Origin of the sequence: Pantoea sp. 22096, from assembly GCF_052045955.1 — a bacterium.
Lineage (GTDB): Bacteria > Pseudomonadota > Gammaproteobacteria > Enterobacterales > Enterobacteriaceae > Pantoea > Pantoea alfalfae.
In genome coordinates this window covers 2,116,845-2,132,404 of sequence record NZ_JBQEPW010000001.1, presented here as the reverse complement: position 1 = coordinate 2,132,404, position 15,560 = coordinate 2,116,845, and the positions used below count along the sequence as shown (strand labels likewise).

Below are 15,560 nucleotides of genomic sequence, written 5' to 3'. Positions count from 1 at the left end.
AGGAGAAGTGAGTATGTCGAGCAAAAATCTCAGCGAGGAGCTATTCAAGCCGCGCTTTAAGCATCCTGAAACCTCTTCCCTGGTTCGCCGCCAGCATCACGCTACCCCGGATGTCCACTCAGCCCTGGACGGTGATAGCCAGCGTGGCTGGTATCGCATGCTGAATAAGCTGATGTGGACATGGCGCGGCCTGACGCCGCAGGAGATCAGTGAAGTGCTGGCGCGTATCGCCATCAGCAACGTTGAACATACTGATGAGACGCTGCTCGACACGGTGATTGGTTTCCGCGGCGGCAACTGGCATTTTGAATGGTGCAGACAGGCAGGCATCTGGCAGCAGAAGGCGCTGGAGGCGACCGAAGACAGTGAGGCGGGCGACTACTGGCTGCACGCGGCGCACCTTTATAGCGTTGCCGCTTATCCCTATATAAAAGGCGATGAGCTGGCTGACCAGGCACAGACGCTGGCCAACCGCGCCTATGAAGAGGCCACTCAGCGGTTGCCAGGCGAACTGAAGTCCCTGACGTTTGCCATCACGGGCGGCAGCCCGGTCAGCGGCTTTCTGCACATACCGCCGGATGTTGAAGCGCCTTATCCCACCGTGCTGTTCTGCGGCGCGCTCGACTCGTTACAGAGCGATCATTACCGTCTGTTCCATGACTATCTCGCCCCGCGCGGCATTGCGATGCTGACCATTGATGTGCCGTCGGTGGGTAACTCGGTGAAATGGACGCTGAATCAGGACACCAGTTTTCTGCATCAGCAGGTGCTGCGCGATCTGAAAAATGTGCCCTGGGTTGACCACACCCGCGTGGCGGCGTTTGGCTATCGCTTTGGCGCGAACGTGGCGGTGCGGCTGGCCTATCTGGAATCGCAGCGGCTGCGCGGCGTCGCCTGTCTTGGCCCGATTGTGCATGCGCTGCTGACGCAGACGGCGTTGCAGGATGAGATCCCGGATATGTACATGGATATGCTGGCCAGCCGGTTAGGCATGGCGACCGCTTCCGACAGCGCGCTGCGCACCGAACTCAATCGCTATTCGCTTAAAACTCAGGGATTGCTGGGCCGCCGGACGCCGACGCCGATGCTGTCGGGCTACTGGCAGAACGATCTCTTCAGCCCGGAAGAGGAGAGCAAGCTGATCGCTAACTCGTCGTCTGACGGCAAAGCGTTGCTGATTCCGGTGAAGCCGATGATGGCCAGCTTCGATAAAGCGCTGAATGAGATTTGCGACTGGCTGGAGAAGCGTTTAAAAAGGTAACTGGCAAAATTTACAGTATTTGCTACAACTAGTAGCGGAATTCTTCCGGGCTGCCCTATAAAGGCTTATGACGTAATCAGGCCGCCCGGAAATCAGGGCTGTATAGCGGTCAAAACCTATGGAGAATCAGCATGACGTTACCAAGTGGTCATCCCCGCAGTCGCCTGCTTAAGCGTTTTACCGAGCTTGGGCCTTATATTCGCGATGGGAAATGTGACGAAACCCGGTTCTTCTTCGACTGTCTGGCTGCCTGCGTCAATGTGAAACCGGCACCGGAACTTCGTGAGTTCTGGGGCTGGTGGATGGAGCTGGAAGCGCAGGCTGACCACTTTACCTATGTCTACCATATCGGTCTGTTCGATAAAGAGGGTGACTGGTCGGTGGCAACCATCAAGGGCAAAGAGAACACGGCGCGCGTGGAAGAGACCTTACGGAATTTCCATACCCGCCTGAAGGCGATGCTGAAGGAGTTAGATCTGGACCTTATCCCGGCCAGTGATTTCGATGAGAAACCGGTGAAGCTGAGCGCCTGATAGGGTGTTTAGCGATAAAAGGGTGAGTTAAAACGCTCGCCCACAAACTGCTGACAACTCTCAATCAGGGTGAATCTGGCAGCAACGAATAAGCTCAACGCGCAGGTAATCGGGTCAGAAAAGGAAAGCGTCCCGCGGCAGGGACAAAAACGCCGGGAGCGTTTTTGAACAACGCAGAGCGTTGGCCCGGCAACGGGCGCACCTCAGGGATGAGGTGCGTAATCGCGCGGGCCGAGCGGCCATGGATTGGCGTAATCGCCTTTCCGTTCTGACCCGATTACCTGAGCGGGCTCGATCTCACAGCAAACCGGGCCAGATGGTTGAAATAACAAAAGGGCGAGTTGAAAAACTCGCCCTTTTCGATGCTCACAAATTCTGTCGCTCATGCTATGCGGCATGAGCCTGACATCAGAACTGGTAAGTCACACCCATCGCCACAATGTCGTCGTTGTTGATCGACAGCGCGTTGTCATCATCCAGCTGGTTGATTTTGTAATCCACGAAGGCGGACATGTTTTTGTTGAAGTAGTAGGTTGCACCCACATCGATATATTTCACCAGATCCGCATCGCCGATACCGTTTTCGATATCCTTGCCTTTAGTCTGCACATAACCAATAGAAGGACGCAGGCCGAAATCAAACTGATACTGCGCCACCAGTTCGATATTCTGCGCTTTGTTGGCTGCGCCCGCGACGGCAGCGCCGGTATTACGGTTGGTGCCGCTGATTGGCGTCATGTTGCGGGTATCGGTGTAAATCGCCGCCAGGTAAACGCTGTTGGCATCATACTTCACGCCTGCGCCCCAGGAATCTGCACGGTCACCGCCGCCATAGGCGCGCGCCTGCTGCTGGTTGGTGCGATCAGATGAGGTGATGGCACCCATCAGGCTCACGCCGCTATCACCCAGCGCGTAGCCCAGTGAAGCACCATAGCCGTCGCCGTTCTGGCGGTTAATATCGGTGCGGCTGTTGGCGCTGGTGGCGTCGTTCTTGCCCTGATACTGCAGTGCAAATTTCAGGCCATCGACCAGACCAAAGAAGTTGTTATTGCGGTAAGTCGCGACGCCGGTGGCGCGCTGGGTCATAAAGTTATCAGAGCGTGCCGTGCCATCACCACCGAATTCCGGGAACACGTCTGTCCAGGCTTCAACGTCATACAGCACGCCATAGTTACGGCCATAATCCACCGAACCATACTGCGAGAATTTCAGGCCAGCAAAACCAAGGCGGGTTTTGTTGCCGTTATTGGCGTCGCTGCCTTCAGAGTTATTAACGTTGTACTGATATTCCCACTGACCGTAACCGGTCATCAGGTCATTAATCTGCGTCTGGCCTTTAAAGCCGATACGGGTATAAGACTTGTCACCGTCTGTGCTGGCATTATCGCTGATGTAGTGCTCAGCTTTAACTTTGCCATATAAATCCAGTTTATTGCCGTCTTTGTTATAGATTTCGGCAGCGTGCGCGGCAGAAGCCAGCGTCAGCGTGGAGACGATCATGGCCAGTGTGCTTTTCTTCATTTGCTATCAATCCCAATGTGAACGCCGTAAAAAAATGAAAGTTTTTGTAAAACACCGACTTTTTACCCGTCCGTGATGAACTTTTTATGACACTTTTCCGGATTTCTTGTTAATGCTGAACTTTTGGTCTACTGCCTTGTCCGCGTAAATTCGTGCTTTTCCCCCGCTGGCTGTTGGCTTCCGTATCGACTCCTGTTAAAACGTCCTTTCGTAAAAATTTTTCACTACGGCAGGAAATATGAGTGGCAGTCAGACCTTAGTGGTCAAGTTGGGTACCAGCGTTCTTACCGGCGGCTCTCGCCGGTTAAATCGGGCGCACATGGTGGAACTGGTTCGTCAGTGCGCGCAGCAGCACGCAGCCGGCCACCGCATTGTGATTGTTACGTCTGGCGCAATGGCCGCAGGACGCGAACATCTGGGCTACCCCGAACTGCCACCGACCATCGCCTCAAAGCAGCTGCTGGCTGCGGTGGGGCAGAGCCGTCTGATTCAGCTGTGGGAACAGTTATTCTCTATCTACGGCATCCATATTGGTCAGATGCTGCTGACCCGTGCTGACATGGAAGATCGCGAACGTTTCCTTAATGCCCGCGACACGCTGCGCGCGTTGCTGGATAACCACATTGTGCCGGTGATTAACGAGAACGATGCGGTTGCGACTGCCGAAATCAAAGTGGGCGACAACGACAATCTTTCGGCGCTGGCAGCGATGCTTGGCGGTGCCGACAAGCTGCTGCTGCTGACCGATCAGCAGGGACTGTTTACTGCCGATCCGCGTAACAATCCAGAAGCTGAGCTGATCAGCGATGTCCATGTGATTGATGATGCGTTACGCGCGCTCGCGGGTGACAGCGTGTCCGGCCTGGGCACCGGCGGCATGTCGACCAAGCTTCAGGCGGCGGATGTTGCCTGCCGGGCAGGAATAGACGTGATTATCGCCTCGGGCAGTCGCAGCGGTGTGATCAGTGATGTGATTGACGGCAAGCCGGTTGGAACGCGCTTTCATGCGCAGCAATCGCCGCTGGAGAACCGTAAACGCTGGATCTTCGGTGCGCCACCGGCAGGCGAACTCACCGTCGATGACGGTGCGCTGGCTGCCATCATTGAACGCGGCAGTTCGTTGCTGCCCAAGGGCATTCGCGCTATTCAGGGGAATTTCTCGCGCGGTGAAGTGATCCGCATCCGCAGCCTGCAGGGCCGGGATATTGCTCACGGTGTTTCTCGCTACAACAGCGACGCGATGCGCATGATTGCCGGTCATCACAGCCAGCAGATCAGCGAAATTCTGGGATACGAATATGGCCCGGTGGCCGTTCACCGCGACGACATGATCGTCAGTTAAGGAGCGGACAATGCTAGAAGAGATGGGAAAAGCGGCGCGTGCCGCAGCTTACACCGTGGCCGATTTGTCGACGGCTGAGAAGAATCAGGTTCTGATGACCATTGCCGATCGCCTTGAGGCGGAAAGCGCAGACATTCTGGCAGCCAATGAGCTGGATTTAGCTGATGCGCGTCAGAACGGCATGAGCGCCGCATTGTTAGATCGGCTGACACTCAACCCGCAACGCCTCAGCAGCATCGCCAGCGATGTGCGCCAGGTCTGTCAGTTGGCCGATCCGGTGGGACAGTTAATCGACGGCGGTCAGCTCGACAGCGGTCTGCGCATTGAACGCCGTCGCGTGCCGCTGGGGGTGGTGGCCGTGATCTACGAGGCGCGTCCCAATGTTACGGTGGACGTCGCCAGCCTGTGCCTGAAAACCGGTAACGCCGCCATACTGCGCGGTGGCAAAGAGACCTGGCGCACCAATGCGGCCACCGTCCGGGTCATTCAGAACGCGCTGCAGCAGCACGGTTTACCGGCAGCTATCGTACAGGCGATTGAAAATCCGGATCGCGAGCTGGTGAATCAGCTGCTGAAGCTGGATCGCTACGTCGATATGCTCATCCCGCGTGGCGGAGCCGGGCTGCACAAGCTGTGCCGGGAAAACTCCACTATTCCGGTGATTACCGGCGGCATCGGCGTCTGTCACATCTACATTGATGAGACGATGGAGATTGAACCGGCTCTTGATTTGATCGTTAACGCCAAAAAACAGCGTCCCAGCGCCTGTAATTCGCTGGAAACGCTGCTGGTGAATCAGGCGATGGCCGAACGCTTCCTGCCCGCCTTCAGCGCGCGTATGGCGCAGGAAGGGATTGCGCTGCATGCGGACAGTAACGTGCTGGCGCAGCTGCAGCAGGGTCCGGCGGCGGTCAGACAGGTCAATCCACAGCAGTACAATGATGAGTGGCTGTCGCTGGATCTTAACGTCAGATTAGTGGCGGATATGGATGAGGCGATCGATCACATCCGCACGCACGGCACGCAGCACTCGGATGCTATCCTGACCCGCGACACCCGCAACGCCGCGCGCTTTGTCCGTCAGGTCGACTCTTCCGCGGTCTATGTTAACGCCAGCACCCGCTTTACCGATGGTGGGCAGTTTGGCCTGGGTGCGGAAGTGGCGGTCAGTACCCAGAAACTGCATGCACGCGGGCCAATGGGATTAGAGGCGCTGACCACCTATAAATGGATTGCCTGGGGCGACGACACACTCAGGTCATAACGACGATAATTTTTAACAAAACGGGAGTCTTTCAGAGACTCCCGTTTTTTTTAGCCCTATTTTTCGATCCAGTGAAAGGTAGAGTTTTCTCCCTGTCTGATTAAATTTCATTCCGATCCCGCCACCGTTGCCCGTTAAGCTGGCTGAATTTTACGCAATTTCTTACGGAACATTCCTGAAAGCCGGGGCTGTATGCGGCCTGAGGCAATATTTTTTGTTCAGATGCAGACCGAAGCGGATAATGATAATTAGAAATGCTTGATAAAGCGGTTAGGTAGTAAACGAGCGGTAATATAAAATGAACTGGTAGCAATAATGAAAATAACATCCAGTATCTCTTCTATGGCTGATTATTAACTAATGGTTAAAAAAGAAAGTACAAGACAAGCTTTCACCACCAGGCTGATAGCGGCCTGTGAGAGTGCCGGCATTGCCGGACATGGACGAAACAAACAGGTTGCCAGAGCCCTGCAGCAGCAAGGCTGCAAGATTTCAACGCCGGGAGTGTGGAAGTGGTTTAACGCGCAGTCAGTGCCTGATGGCGGCAATTTACTGGCGCTCAGCCAGTTGCTGGGAGTCAGGGTAGAGTGGCTGCAATACGGTATGGATCAACCCGCTGACCCGGTAACGCTGAGCACGTTCACCGGCCATAAGAATGTGTTTCGGGTTGATAGCCTCGATATCGGGCAGCGAAGTGCTGCGGGACTGCCCGCGCGTGATGAGTTTGTGGAGACCATCCAGGCGATCGAATATGGTCTGGATGAGGCGCGGGTGCTGTTCAATGGGCGTCCGGCGGAGAACATCCGGTTAATTGCCATCAATAGCGACTCTATGGCTGACACCTTTGCACCGCGCGATCAGCTGTTTGTGGATATCAGCGTGCGGATGTTCGACGGTGATGGCATCTACATTTTTACCCTTGATGAGCAACTCTATCTCAAGCGCCTGCAGCTGCAGCATAAGAAAATTGCTGTGATTTCAGACAATAAACGCTATGAAACCTGGTATCTCAATCATGATGACGTCACCAGCCTGAAGGTCCTGGCAAAAGTGATCATGAGTCAGGCGCGTCACTATCAAATCCTCGGCTAAGGCCGCTTTTGCTGCCTTTCTCAGACGGGCTGCAAAAAAATAATCGACATAAATTCATAAATTTAACCAGCGGTAAATAAAAAATTAACCAACAGTGTTTGATAAAGCATAAGAACCTGTTAATAATTTGGATATGGATGAACGAACCAGTTCTTTCACGGATGAGCCGCTCTTAAACAATTGAGGCGCTGCACAAGCGCGAATCATACCACCCAAAAGTCAGTGAACTTTGGGATGGGGTGGATGCGCAAAATGCAGCGTCGTCAGATGCCGTTTATTTCCCCCTCGCTTACTTTCCACCTGGCTGCTAACGCAGCCGGGCGGCGAGCGTGCGAGCGCGATACACGTCATTCGGGCCCGTTCGGATCACCGAAAGCTCGCGCCTGCCACCCCATCGCCAAAGACTCATTCACAGGAGGAGTTATGGCGATAATTCACTATGGCAAAAGCGTTTTTGTGGGCAACGCACGTACTCGTCGCCATCGGCGGCGCCAACCTCTCAGCAGCCTGACTCAGAGCATCGACCAGGCCCTTAACTTTCCAACTGAACCCCCTGTCCTGAGACGTGCAGAGCAAATCTGCCAGCGTCAGGTCGCCCCGCGTGTTGATCGCGCAATCACCGCACCCCGCGTCACCAGTCAGGAAACACCCAGTTTCGACAATTGCTGTCTTCCCCACGTTCATCTCTACGTCGTGAGCTGAAGCGCGAAGACAGCATGCTTTTCCGTTCCGGCTAACTCTTCGTTATCTCCAGCTCTCACTGGACGCAATGTGCTGAATTACTGTTCAGTTTTGCTGCAGGGTCAGTAAGGCCTCTTGCTGCGCCTGAACGGGTAATGATCAGCAGGCGTTATGTATTTCTTTTCACAATGGTGAATTGCTTTAACCCGTCATTAAGGAGTCGTTATGAGCCAGATAATTGCAGTGCTGAATTTTGAAGAGGGGTATGTCGACACGCCTTACCTCGACACGCTGGGCTTTCCCACGGTGGCAGGCGGTATCCGCATCGGACCTAAGGGGGCATCACTGAGTAATTACACTTTCCGCGTGCCGCGGCGCGTCGGGGACGTCTGGAAGCAGTGCATTCTTGAAAACAAAGTTCAGGAGATGCAGGGCAGGGATCTGCTGCGTAATGCGCTGGCGAAGTGTAATGACGCCCGAACGGATGTGTTGCTGAGCATGACGTATCAACTGGGCGTCGAAGGCGTTATGCAGTTTAAAAACATGCTTACCGCCATCGCGGCTGAACAGTTCAATGAAGCGGCTGACGCGATGATGAACAGCCTCTGGGCCCGCCAGACACCGGGCCGCGCCCGACGTCATGCGGAGATGATGCGCAGCGGAACCTATGCGGTTTACAGGGGGCTGCTATGAGATGGCTTATGTTTCTCGTTGCCGTGCTGGCGGCGATCGTCATCCTGCTGCTCTTACAGCGCTTCACTACCCTGCAGTTTGTCTCTCATGCCCGGCTCCTCTTCAAAACCTGGTCCGTCTGGCTCGCGTCACTGGGTTCGATGCTCAGCGCCTGGGCGCAGTCGTTTCCTTCTGCTGCCGTTGATGCCTGGAGCGTACTGCCGGAGGACGTGAAAACGATTCTGCCGCACGACTACCTGGGGCTGGTGGGCGCATTTATGGTGGCGATGGGGGTGATTGCACAGTTTGTTCGTCAGAAAAACCTGCTCAACGCGAAGGAGCAGGCTGAAGGAGCGAAACCATGACTCTGATTACCACCTTACTGGGCGGCAGCTGGCACTGGCTTGCTGCACTGGCAGGCGTTATTGCTGCACTGGGCGCCACTTATTTCGGCGGCAGGAAAATCGGCAAAGTGCAGCAAAAAGCGCGATCTGACGTCGATAACGCACAACAGGAGGCGTCCCGCGTCAGCGCGGTGGCGCAGCAACAACAACATAACCGCGAGGAGGCTAACCGTGTGGCGACCGATAACCACAGTCTTGATGACGCTGCTGCTCGCGACAAGCTGCAGCAGTCGAAATACCACAAACCCTGAGCCGGTGGCGATCACCGACTCTGCCTGCGTACTTTTTTCCCCTCTTTATACCTACGGCGATGACGCGCAAAAAATGGACGTCAGGACAGTGCGCGCCATCAATACCCACAACGATATGTGGGACACCCTTTGCGGCCATCCGGCTGCGGCTAAGTAGTGCGCTGACAATCAGCGCGATATCACATTGATCCTGAGGAGGATTCTATGATCGAAGTTAACTCTTTTGCTGAACTGCGTACCACGGTCCCGCCAAAATCAGGTGAAGTCGCGAGCCTGAAACGCTATTACGACAAAGACTCCAGCTTCCGTGGCGGTGCTGACTTTGTCGGTTTTCTCTCCACTACTACGCTGAAAGATGATGGCGGTACGGTGGCAGTGGGTAATGGTTTCTACTGGAAGCGCACCATCAACGACCCTACTGAAGTGAATGTTCTGCACTTTGGCGCGAGAGGGGATGGCGTGACCGATGACACTGAAGCCTTTAAGCGGATGCTGGCATGGACGCAGTCCTATAACGCCTATGCGAAAGCGATGCCGGTGCGTTTTCCGGGGGGCCGCTTCCTGATTTCACCCATTGATATCAGCGATACAGAGTTGCCGTTTTTTGGTCTGGCAGGTGATGATATCGAACTCGGATCGTCACCGCGCACCACCATTGTCTCTGATAAAAGCGCGAGTGCGGTGTTTAAGGTTAATGCACGCAAAATCGTCATCAAAGGCATCTGCTGGCACGGACAAGCTAATGCCGGGACTGTCGACACCACTCAAAAAGTCACCGTTACGCCTGAACAGTGCAGCAACGTGCAGCCGTTCTTCGAAAATACGATTGTCGGCGGCCAGATCGTCAATATCTTCTGCTTCAAGGCGCAAAGTACCGGTGGAACCGTCTTTAAGCTGCAGGATACGCTCGACAGTAAGTTCGATCAGATTTACAGCTCCTCGACCTATTCACGGGTGTTTGATATCGGCTGGTCAAACACACCGAAGGGGAACTGGGACCACTCAACCGCCATTGAGCTGTGTAATGCCAACTTCCAGTCGGGCTATGGCGACGCCACACTCTACATGCCGCGCGTCACGCAGGGTATCATGCGAAACGTCTGGATTGAGCACACGACCAACCCGGGAGACCTGTCGGATGGTGGGTGGACCATTGATACGCTCAACATTGAGGATTGTGCCGCACCATTCAATCTTAACAATGCCCGCGTGGTGATGCGTCAGATTAACCTGCAGGCGGGGGCGAAAATTACCAATGATCTGGCCGGAAGTAAGTGGTTATCGACCTTTGAATATGGCTATCGTCGGGATGAGAACTTCGGCACGTTCATGACGGGTTCGCTGCGTGCCGGCTATTACAGCGGCTATAAAGTGGTGAACAACACCGATACCGATAACTGGTATCGGCTGGGGCAGCTCTTTTTCCCGGCGCCTAACCAGCAATGGGTGATGGAGTTGATCGGGAAAGCGGATGCCACTACGCCGTCCGGCACCGCCGCTTCACCCGTAAATATGCCTGCTACCGGTAAAACGCTGATCAACCTGCAGCGGCTGGAAACGGTCTGGGCGGATGCTTACCACATGGGGCAGCCTTCCGTGCTGGACATCCGTTATAGCCGGGTAGGAACCACCTATGCAGCGGTATGGGTCAAGCTGAAAGCCAGCAGTGGCGAGACCATGTTCAACCTGAAGACGACCGGTCCGACCCGCTTCGATACCGGCTCCTGCTCGTTGTTCCAGTCCGATATGTCGGTGGTGACGGACATTACCAAAGTTGGCACTCTGAAACCCGCTGCACGCTTCGGCATGCACAATGGACTGGCGGGCATCGGTGCCAATGAAAAAGGGGTCGTTACGCTCGCTACTGCGGCGGGTACACCGACCAATAAAACCGCGCCAACCGGTTTTGTGCTGATCAATATCAACGGCGTTGACCGCAAGGTTCCTTACTACGATTGATGTTCGGCATGTTTTGGGCGAGGCTCCGGCCTCGCCCTTTTTTTGATTTGCCTCTCTGAAGCTTCAATGGCAAGTGTTCCCCACCTGACAAACAGTGGCAAAGCCGATAATGTCCTGTTTAACACAGGCAAAACTCAGCGGGTAAGAGGGGCGCGCGATGAATAAAGGTTTACTGGTAGCAGTATTAGCTGGCATGCCAATGTTAGTAAATGCTGCAAATCAGACTTATCTTTCTGATTTCATAATGAATAAACAGACCAGCCAGGCGTATCACCAGCTTATCGCCGGACATGATTTCCCTGCCTGGGTTAAGCAGGGCGGAACCAGTACACCGGCCAGTACAGTTACCCTCCAGGGTGAAACCTGGCAGCTACTCTCCGGCTGTAAGCCACACAACTGTCCGGCACAATCTATTGCTCTCCTTTACTCTCCGGAGAAAGGGGAGATTCATGGTGTTTACTCTGACTACGATCAGAAAAGAGATCGTCAGACGCTGACCTGGCTTAATCTCACTCCAGCAGATGAGGCAAAGATGCGAAACGTGCTGTTCAGGCGGCTGGAGGGTGACGTAGCAGAGTGATCTTTTCTTTCAGGCCGCAGTGTGGGGCAGAGCAGGCTGTAACATAGCAACGTCGCTGTGCGGCTTTCGGGCAACGCTATTTGAGTTTAATTTTAATTACGGCTTGCGTCGCCTGGTGAAGTGTGGCCTAATGAATTGTCGGTTTGATTAACAGACACTATCAAAGTAAGTAACCAAAGCAGTTCTCATCTCTAAGTTTGTCGCGAGACATCCCTTCTTTTTGAGTCTTCTCTTACGTTCTGATTAAAATCTGTTCTCAGGCCATTATGCCGGAAGGCTCGATATATTAAGGATTTAAGCATGTCTAACAAAATTCGCGGTACCGTTAAATGGTTTAACGCAGAGAAAGGCTTCGGTTTCATCTCTCCTGCAGACGGCAGCAAAGATGTATTCGTACATTTCTCTGCAATCCAGGGCACCGATTTCCGTTCATTAGACGAAGGTCAGCAAGTTGAATTCACAGTAGAAAATGGCGCCAAAGGCCCAGCTGCTGCGAACGTTGTTGGTCTCTAAGGACTGAAAATTACTTTTAAATGTCCTCACTGTAATGGCTCACAGTTTCGTACATCACATTTTGATGTTACAAGAGCCAACCCGCATGGAGCGAAATGCATTTTCTGCAAATCTGTCGTTGTTCAGGTGAACGCGGCGAGGATTGCAATTCAGAGCCAGCTTCGCGCTCTCTGATAAAGGCTAGTGAGCTTTATAGCGTTGTTGCATTTACAGTAATAAAAGGCTGCCTCTGGCAGCCTTTTTTGTTTCTGCTGTTTCCATCCGCAATCCCTAATCCTTTCTTCTATAACCCCCGGAATACCTTAGCTTCCCTGCGCAACTTTTTGGTCAACCATCTGTAACCTGTTCGTTTACTGTCACCGATCTGAAAAGGCCCGCCGGAGCAGGCCATTAAAGGGAATCAGCGAAGCACGGGTTGCAGTGCGAGCTTGCCGGTATTAAACACGCTCATTGCCTGTGCCATACGCTCAGCCTGATCCTGCAGTGCCTGTGAAGCGGCTGACGCTTCCTGAACCAGCGCGGCGTTCTGCTGCGTTACCGCTTCCATCTGGGTAATCGCCTGATTGATCTCATTGATACCGCTGCTCTGCTCGCTGCTGGCAATGGTGATTTCGCTCATGATATTCGCCACGCTCTGCACGCTGTTCACCACCTCACCGATGGTCGAACCCGCATGGGTTACCAGTTTGCTGCCTTCATCGACTTTAGCGACCGAATCTTCAATCAGGACCTTAATCTCTTTGGCCGCGGAGGCTGAGCGCTGTGCCAGATTACGCACTTCACTCGCAACCACCGCAAAGCCGCGACCCTGTTCACCCGCACGCGCAGCTTCAACGGCGGCATTCAGTGACAGAATATTGGTCTGGAAGGCGATGGAGTCGATGACGCTGATGATATCGACAATTTTGCGTGAGGAGAGCGCGATCGCTTCCATCTTCTCGATCACTTTCTCCATGACCACGCCACCTTCACGCGCTACGCTGGACGTCGTCGATACCAGGTGATTAGCTTCACGCGCATTGTCGGCATTGTGTTTCACGGTCGACGTCATCTGCTCCATGGCAGAGGCGGTCTCTTCCAGCGAACTGGCCTGTTGCTCAGTGCGGGTTGAGAGGTCAAGGTTACCGCTGGAGATCTGATTAGAGGCGACCGCGATAGTGTCGGAGCCGGTGCGTACTTCAGTCACAATCGACAGCAGGTTATCGTTCATGCGCTGCAGCGCCTGCATCAGGACGCCGGTTTCATCACGCGAGGTTACCTGCATCTGGGTACTCAGATCGCCCGCGGCAACACGTTCAGCAACGTCAACCGCTGCAACCAGTGGACGGACAATAGAGCGGGTCAGGAAGTAGCCCAGCATAATCGCGGCCAGAATGGCCAGCGCGGAGAAAATCAGGGTGATGGTGATGGCTGACTGTCCATTTTCCACAATACCCTGGCCTTCACTGCGCAGCTGGGAATCCTGTGAGTTGGCAAAATTCACCGCATCCTGAAGAAACTTATTCTGTGTAGCGGTCATCGATTTCAGGACATAGGTGCTGGCAGCATCAAAATCGCCTGCTTTAATCAGGGTGATCAACTCAGCTTTAACCTTCTCAAACGCCTGAGAAGAGGCCAGCAGACCGGCGATCTTTTTCTTACCTACGGGCGTGACCTGGATATCCTCAATCTTTTTCATCGCGATGTTAGTGCGTTGCGTCGCTTCATCAAGCTGACCATAACGCTTCACATTCATTTCCGGGCGTGTTGTGTCGATCACCATGCCGCGCAGGTATTTGATCTGATCGTTGACGCCATCGCGCACATCAAATGCCAGTCGTACTTTTACATAGCGATCGTCAACGATCGATGAGATCGCGGTATTAATACTGTTAATTCTGGTAATGGATGTTACGCCAATCACTATCAGTAAGGTCACAATAATACCGAAGGCTGCTGCGAGCCGCATTCCCACCTTCATATTCTTGATACTGAACATGTTCTCTTCCCCGTTTTATTATTAATCAATTTGTTAGCAACGCTCAGGTTCTCTGCTGTTGTGCGCAGTGCCTTGCTGATGTCTGTGGTCACAGCCGCAGGCAAAAAGGTGATCTCGCGCATACAGTTATCGGAATACGAACATGTACCTTTAATAATTTTTAAGTAATAACGGTGCGTGAATAAATAGTCACTGAAAAGCTTCAGAAAAGGTTAACAAATAAACAAAGGGGGAAGCGCAGGCAAAAAAAAGGGCCGTCAGCAGGAGTGCTGACGGCCCGATCCAGACAAGCATGACCGGATTCAGAAAACTAAGAAGTAGAGGCCTGTCCAGAATGCGACACTTAACGTGACGGCGGTAATCCAGGCCAGCTGGCGTAAACGGCCACGCAGTGCTTTCTGAGGAGCAGGGGTAGCAGGTGCCGGTGTAACAGGTAAAGTTTCAATGTGCATAGTCGGTTCCTGGTCAGGCCAGCTATTTTGCTGGCTAAAAAGTAAAAACATACCGGGCATTCTTTGCGGCCCGGATTTGTTTAGCGGGCAGTGTCGAGAACGTTGAAAATCACGTCTGACAGCTCATTCAGTTCAAACTTCGCCACATAACCGTCGGCACCCACTTTGCGCACATGATCTTCGTTGGCGCTGCCAGAGAGTGAGGAGTGAATGACGACCGGCAGAACCTTGAGAATCGGGTCCCGCTTGATGTTGCGGGTCAGCGTAAAGCCATCCATCTCTGGCATCTCCAGATCGGTCAGGACCAGCGCAATTTTGTCGTGAATCGACTCTCCCGCGGCCTGTGCTTCCTGGCTCATCAGCTTAATTTTTTCCCAGGCTTCCAGACCGGTGTTAAACATCAGCGCCGGAATGCCCATGCTCTTCAGGCCCTGTTCCAGCAGCTGACGCGCCACTTTGGAATCTTCTGCCACAATGGCGACCGCACCAGGGCGATAGTTGAAGGCACGCGGTCTGGCCGCTTCCGGTTCAACGCCGCGCACTGAAGGGATGATGTCATACAGAATCTGCTCAACGTCCAGCACCATCGCCAGCTCGTTGCTCTGCTTGTCGCTGTCCAGGCAGGCGATGCTGGTAATATTGCGGCCACCGATACCGGCTTCGGCGGTATGCACCTGGCTCCAGTCGAGGCGCACGATGTTCTCTACTGACTCCACGGCAAACGCCTGGGTGTTACGGGCATACTCGGTCACCAGCAGCAGGTTAAGACCGGTTTCAGGTACACAGCCCGCTACCGCTGGCAGGTCGATCACCGGAATGAACTGACCACGAATACTCGCCATACCCAGCAACGGCGAACGCATGCCCGCGGCTTTAGTGATGGTCGGCATCGGTACAATTTCACGCAGCTTGAAGACGTTAATGCCAAACAGTTCAGACTTGCCTTTCAGCTGATCGGAACCTAAGCGAAACAGCAGCAGCTCAAACTTGTTCGATAACGCGAGGTTCGCTCTTTCATCGATCTCTTTTTGAAAATTATCCATGGTTGCCTCTGCAT

At 53.8% G+C, this 15,560-nt stretch carries 17 protein-coding genes; 13 read left to right on the top strand and 4 right to left on the bottom strand.

From position 1 onward, the window contains the following. The first annotated feature begins 13 nt into the window (after positions 1-13). Both frsA and crl read left to right on the top strand, forming a co-directional pair. Positions 14-1,261 (top strand): esterase FrsA, encoded by a 1,248-nt coding sequence (frsA, locus tag ACTJKZ_RS10075; protein WP_161734489.1) that lies wholly within the window; start codon positions 14-16, stop codon positions 1,259-1,261. 131 nt (positions 1,262-1,392) lie between these two features. Next, positions 1,393-1,794, top strand: coding sequence for a sigma factor-binding protein Crl (crl, locus tag ACTJKZ_RS10070; protein ID WP_161734487.1), 402 nt, complete (start codon positions 1,393-1,395; stop codon positions 1,792-1,794). 408 nt (positions 1,795-2,202) lie between these two features. Here the strand turns inward: crl and ompC are convergent, their stop codons facing one another. Next, complete coding sequence (gene ompC / locus ACTJKZ_RS10065) at positions 2,203-3,315, bottom strand: porin OmpC (protein WP_161734485.1); 1,113 nt, start codon at positions 3,313-3,315, stop codon at positions 2,203-2,205. Between the two features lie 238 nt (positions 3,316-3,553). Here ompC and proB point away from each other — a divergent pair, with 238 nt between their 5' ends. The 11 genes from proB (at position 3,554) to ymcF (ending at position 12,247) form a co-directional block, all read left to right on the top strand. Next, positions 3,554-4,657, top strand: a complete 1,104-nt coding sequence (proB, locus tag ACTJKZ_RS10060) for a glutamate 5-kinase (protein ID WP_010255198.1) — start codon at positions 3,554-3,556, stop codon at positions 4,655-4,657. Between the two features lie 10 nt (positions 4,658-4,667). Next, positions 4,668-5,921, top strand: coding sequence for a glutamate-5-semialdehyde dehydrogenase (proA, locus tag ACTJKZ_RS10055; RefSeq protein WP_285086351.1), 1,254 nt, complete (start codon positions 4,668-4,670; stop codon positions 5,919-5,921). Positions 5,922-6,281: 360 nt separating this feature from the next. Continuing rightward, complete coding sequence (locus tag ACTJKZ_RS10050) at positions 6,282-7,013, top strand: S24 family peptidase (RefSeq protein ID WP_161734481.1); 732 nt, start codon at positions 6,282-6,284, stop codon at positions 7,011-7,013. A gap of 423 nt (positions 7,014-7,436) precedes the next feature. Further along, positions 7,437-7,715, top strand: coding sequence for a hypothetical protein (locus tag ACTJKZ_RS10045; protein WP_161734479.1), 279 nt, complete (start codon positions 7,437-7,439; stop codon positions 7,713-7,715). Between the two features lie 204 nt (positions 7,716-7,919). Next, complete coding sequence (locus ACTJKZ_RS10040; RefSeq protein WP_013356911.1) at positions 7,920-8,387, top strand: glycoside hydrolase family protein; 468 nt, start codon at positions 7,920-7,922, stop codon at positions 8,385-8,387. After that, positions 8,384-8,731, top strand: coding sequence for a hypothetical protein (locus tag ACTJKZ_RS10035; protein WP_161734477.1), 348 nt, complete (start codon positions 8,384-8,386; stop codon positions 8,729-8,731). The genes ACTJKZ_RS10040 and ACTJKZ_RS10035 overlap by 4 nt, the downstream gene beginning before the upstream one ends. After that, the gene (locus ACTJKZ_RS10030) at positions 8,728-9,021 is read left to right on the top strand and encodes a hypothetical protein (RefSeq protein ID WP_161734475.1); all 294 of its coding nucleotides are present in this window, start codon (positions 8,728-8,730) and stop codon (positions 9,019-9,021) included. The genes ACTJKZ_RS10035 and ACTJKZ_RS10030 overlap by 4 nt, the downstream gene beginning before the upstream one ends. Before the next feature lie 204 nt (positions 9,022-9,225). Next, complete coding sequence (locus tag ACTJKZ_RS10025) at positions 9,226-10,980, top strand: glycosyl hydrolase family 28-related protein (protein ID WP_161734474.1); 1,755 nt, start codon at positions 9,226-9,228, stop codon at positions 10,978-10,980. Between the two features lie 244 nt (positions 10,981-11,224). Then, positions 11,225-11,560: an Ivy family c-type lysozyme inhibitor gene (locus ACTJKZ_RS10020; RefSeq protein ID WP_237566711.1), complete on the top strand. Its 336-nt coding sequence runs from the start codon at positions 11,225-11,227 to the stop codon at positions 11,558-11,560. 300 nt (positions 11,561-11,860) lie between these two features. Beyond that, complete coding sequence (cspE, locus tag ACTJKZ_RS10015) at positions 11,861-12,073, top strand: transcription antiterminator/RNA stability regulator CspE (RefSeq protein WP_003854408.1); 213 nt, start codon at positions 11,861-11,863, stop codon at positions 12,071-12,073. Positions 12,074-12,076: 3 nt separating this feature from the next. Beyond that, positions 12,077-12,247: a cold shock small protein YmcF gene (ymcF, locus tag ACTJKZ_RS10010; RefSeq protein WP_098053076.1), complete on the top strand. Its 171-nt coding sequence runs from the start codon at positions 12,077-12,079 to the stop codon at positions 12,245-12,247. A gap of 226 nt (positions 12,248-12,473) precedes the next feature. Here the strand turns inward: ymcF and ACTJKZ_RS10005 are convergent, their stop codons facing one another. The 3 genes from ACTJKZ_RS10005 to ACTJKZ_RS09995 all read right to left on the bottom strand — a co-directional run bounded on the left by ACTJKZ_RS10005 (position 12,474) and on the right by ACTJKZ_RS09995 (position 15,546). After that, positions 12,474-14,051, bottom strand: coding sequence for a methyl-accepting chemotaxis protein (locus tag ACTJKZ_RS10005; protein ID WP_161734470.1), 1,578 nt, complete (start codon positions 14,049-14,051; stop codon positions 12,474-12,476). A 302-nt stretch (positions 14,052-14,353) separates the two neighbouring features. Next, positions 14,354-14,503, bottom strand: coding sequence for a hypothetical protein (locus ACTJKZ_RS10000; protein ID WP_202604978.1), 150 nt, complete (start codon positions 14,501-14,503; stop codon positions 14,354-14,356). Positions 14,504-14,583: 80 nt separating this feature from the next. Then, positions 14,584-15,546, bottom strand: coding sequence for a chemotaxis protein (locus ACTJKZ_RS09995; RefSeq protein WP_013356916.1), 963 nt, complete (start codon positions 15,544-15,546; stop codon positions 14,584-14,586). Between the last annotated feature and the right edge of the window lie 14 nt (positions 15,547-15,560).

Coding starts and splice junctions, on each gene's coding strand:
- ACTJKZ_RS10005 (WP_161734470.1), bottom strand. CDS start 14,051: ATGTTCAGTATCAAGAATATGAAGGTGGGAATGCGGCTCGCAGCAGCC.
- cspE (WP_003854408.1), top strand. CDS start 11,861: ATGTCTAACAAAATTCGCGGTACCGTTAAATGGTTTAACGCAGAGAAA.
- crl (WP_161734487.1), top strand. CDS start 1,393: ATGACGTTACCAAGTGGTCATCCCCGCAGTCGCCTGCTTAAGCGTTTT.
- frsA (WP_161734489.1), top strand. CDS start 14: ATGTCGAGCAAAAATCTCAGCGAGGAGCTATTCAAGCCGCGCTTTAAG.
- ACTJKZ_RS10030 (WP_161734475.1), top strand. CDS start 8,728: ATGACTCTGATTACCACCTTACTGGGCGGCAGCTGGCACTGGCTTGCT.
- ACTJKZ_RS10020 (WP_237566711.1), top strand. CDS start 11,225: ATGAATAAACAGACCAGCCAGGCGTATCACCAGCTTATCGCCGGACAT.
- proA (WP_285086351.1), top strand. CDS start 4,668: ATGCTAGAAGAGATGGGAAAAGCGGCGCGTGCCGCAGCTTACACCGTG.
- ACTJKZ_RS10000 (WP_202604978.1), bottom strand. CDS start 14,503: ATGCACATTGAAACTTTACCTGTTACACCGGCACCTGCTACCCCTGCT.
- ACTJKZ_RS10050 (WP_161734481.1), top strand. CDS start 6,282: ATGGTTAAAAAAGAAAGTACAAGACAAGCTTTCACCACCAGGCTGATA.
- ACTJKZ_RS09995 (WP_013356916.1), bottom strand. CDS start 15,546: ATGGATAATTTTCAAAAAGAGATCGATGAAAGAGCGAACCTCGCGTTA.
- ACTJKZ_RS10025 (WP_161734474.1), top strand. CDS start 9,226: ATGATCGAAGTTAACTCTTTTGCTGAACTGCGTACCACGGTCCCGCCA.
- ACTJKZ_RS10045 (WP_161734479.1), top strand. CDS start 7,437: ATGGCGATAATTCACTATGGCAAAAGCGTTTTTGTGGGCAACGCACGT.
- proB (WP_010255198.1), top strand. CDS start 3,554: ATGAGTGGCAGTCAGACCTTAGTGGTCAAGTTGGGTACCAGCGTTCTT.
- ompC (WP_161734485.1), bottom strand. CDS start 3,315: ATGAAGAAAAGCACACTGGCCATGATCGTCTCCACGCTGACGCTGGCT.
- ACTJKZ_RS10035 (WP_161734477.1), top strand. CDS start 8,384: ATGAGATGGCTTATGTTTCTCGTTGCCGTGCTGGCGGCGATCGTCATC.
- ACTJKZ_RS10040 (WP_013356911.1), top strand. CDS start 7,920: ATGAGCCAGATAATTGCAGTGCTGAATTTTGAAGAGGGGTATGTCGAC.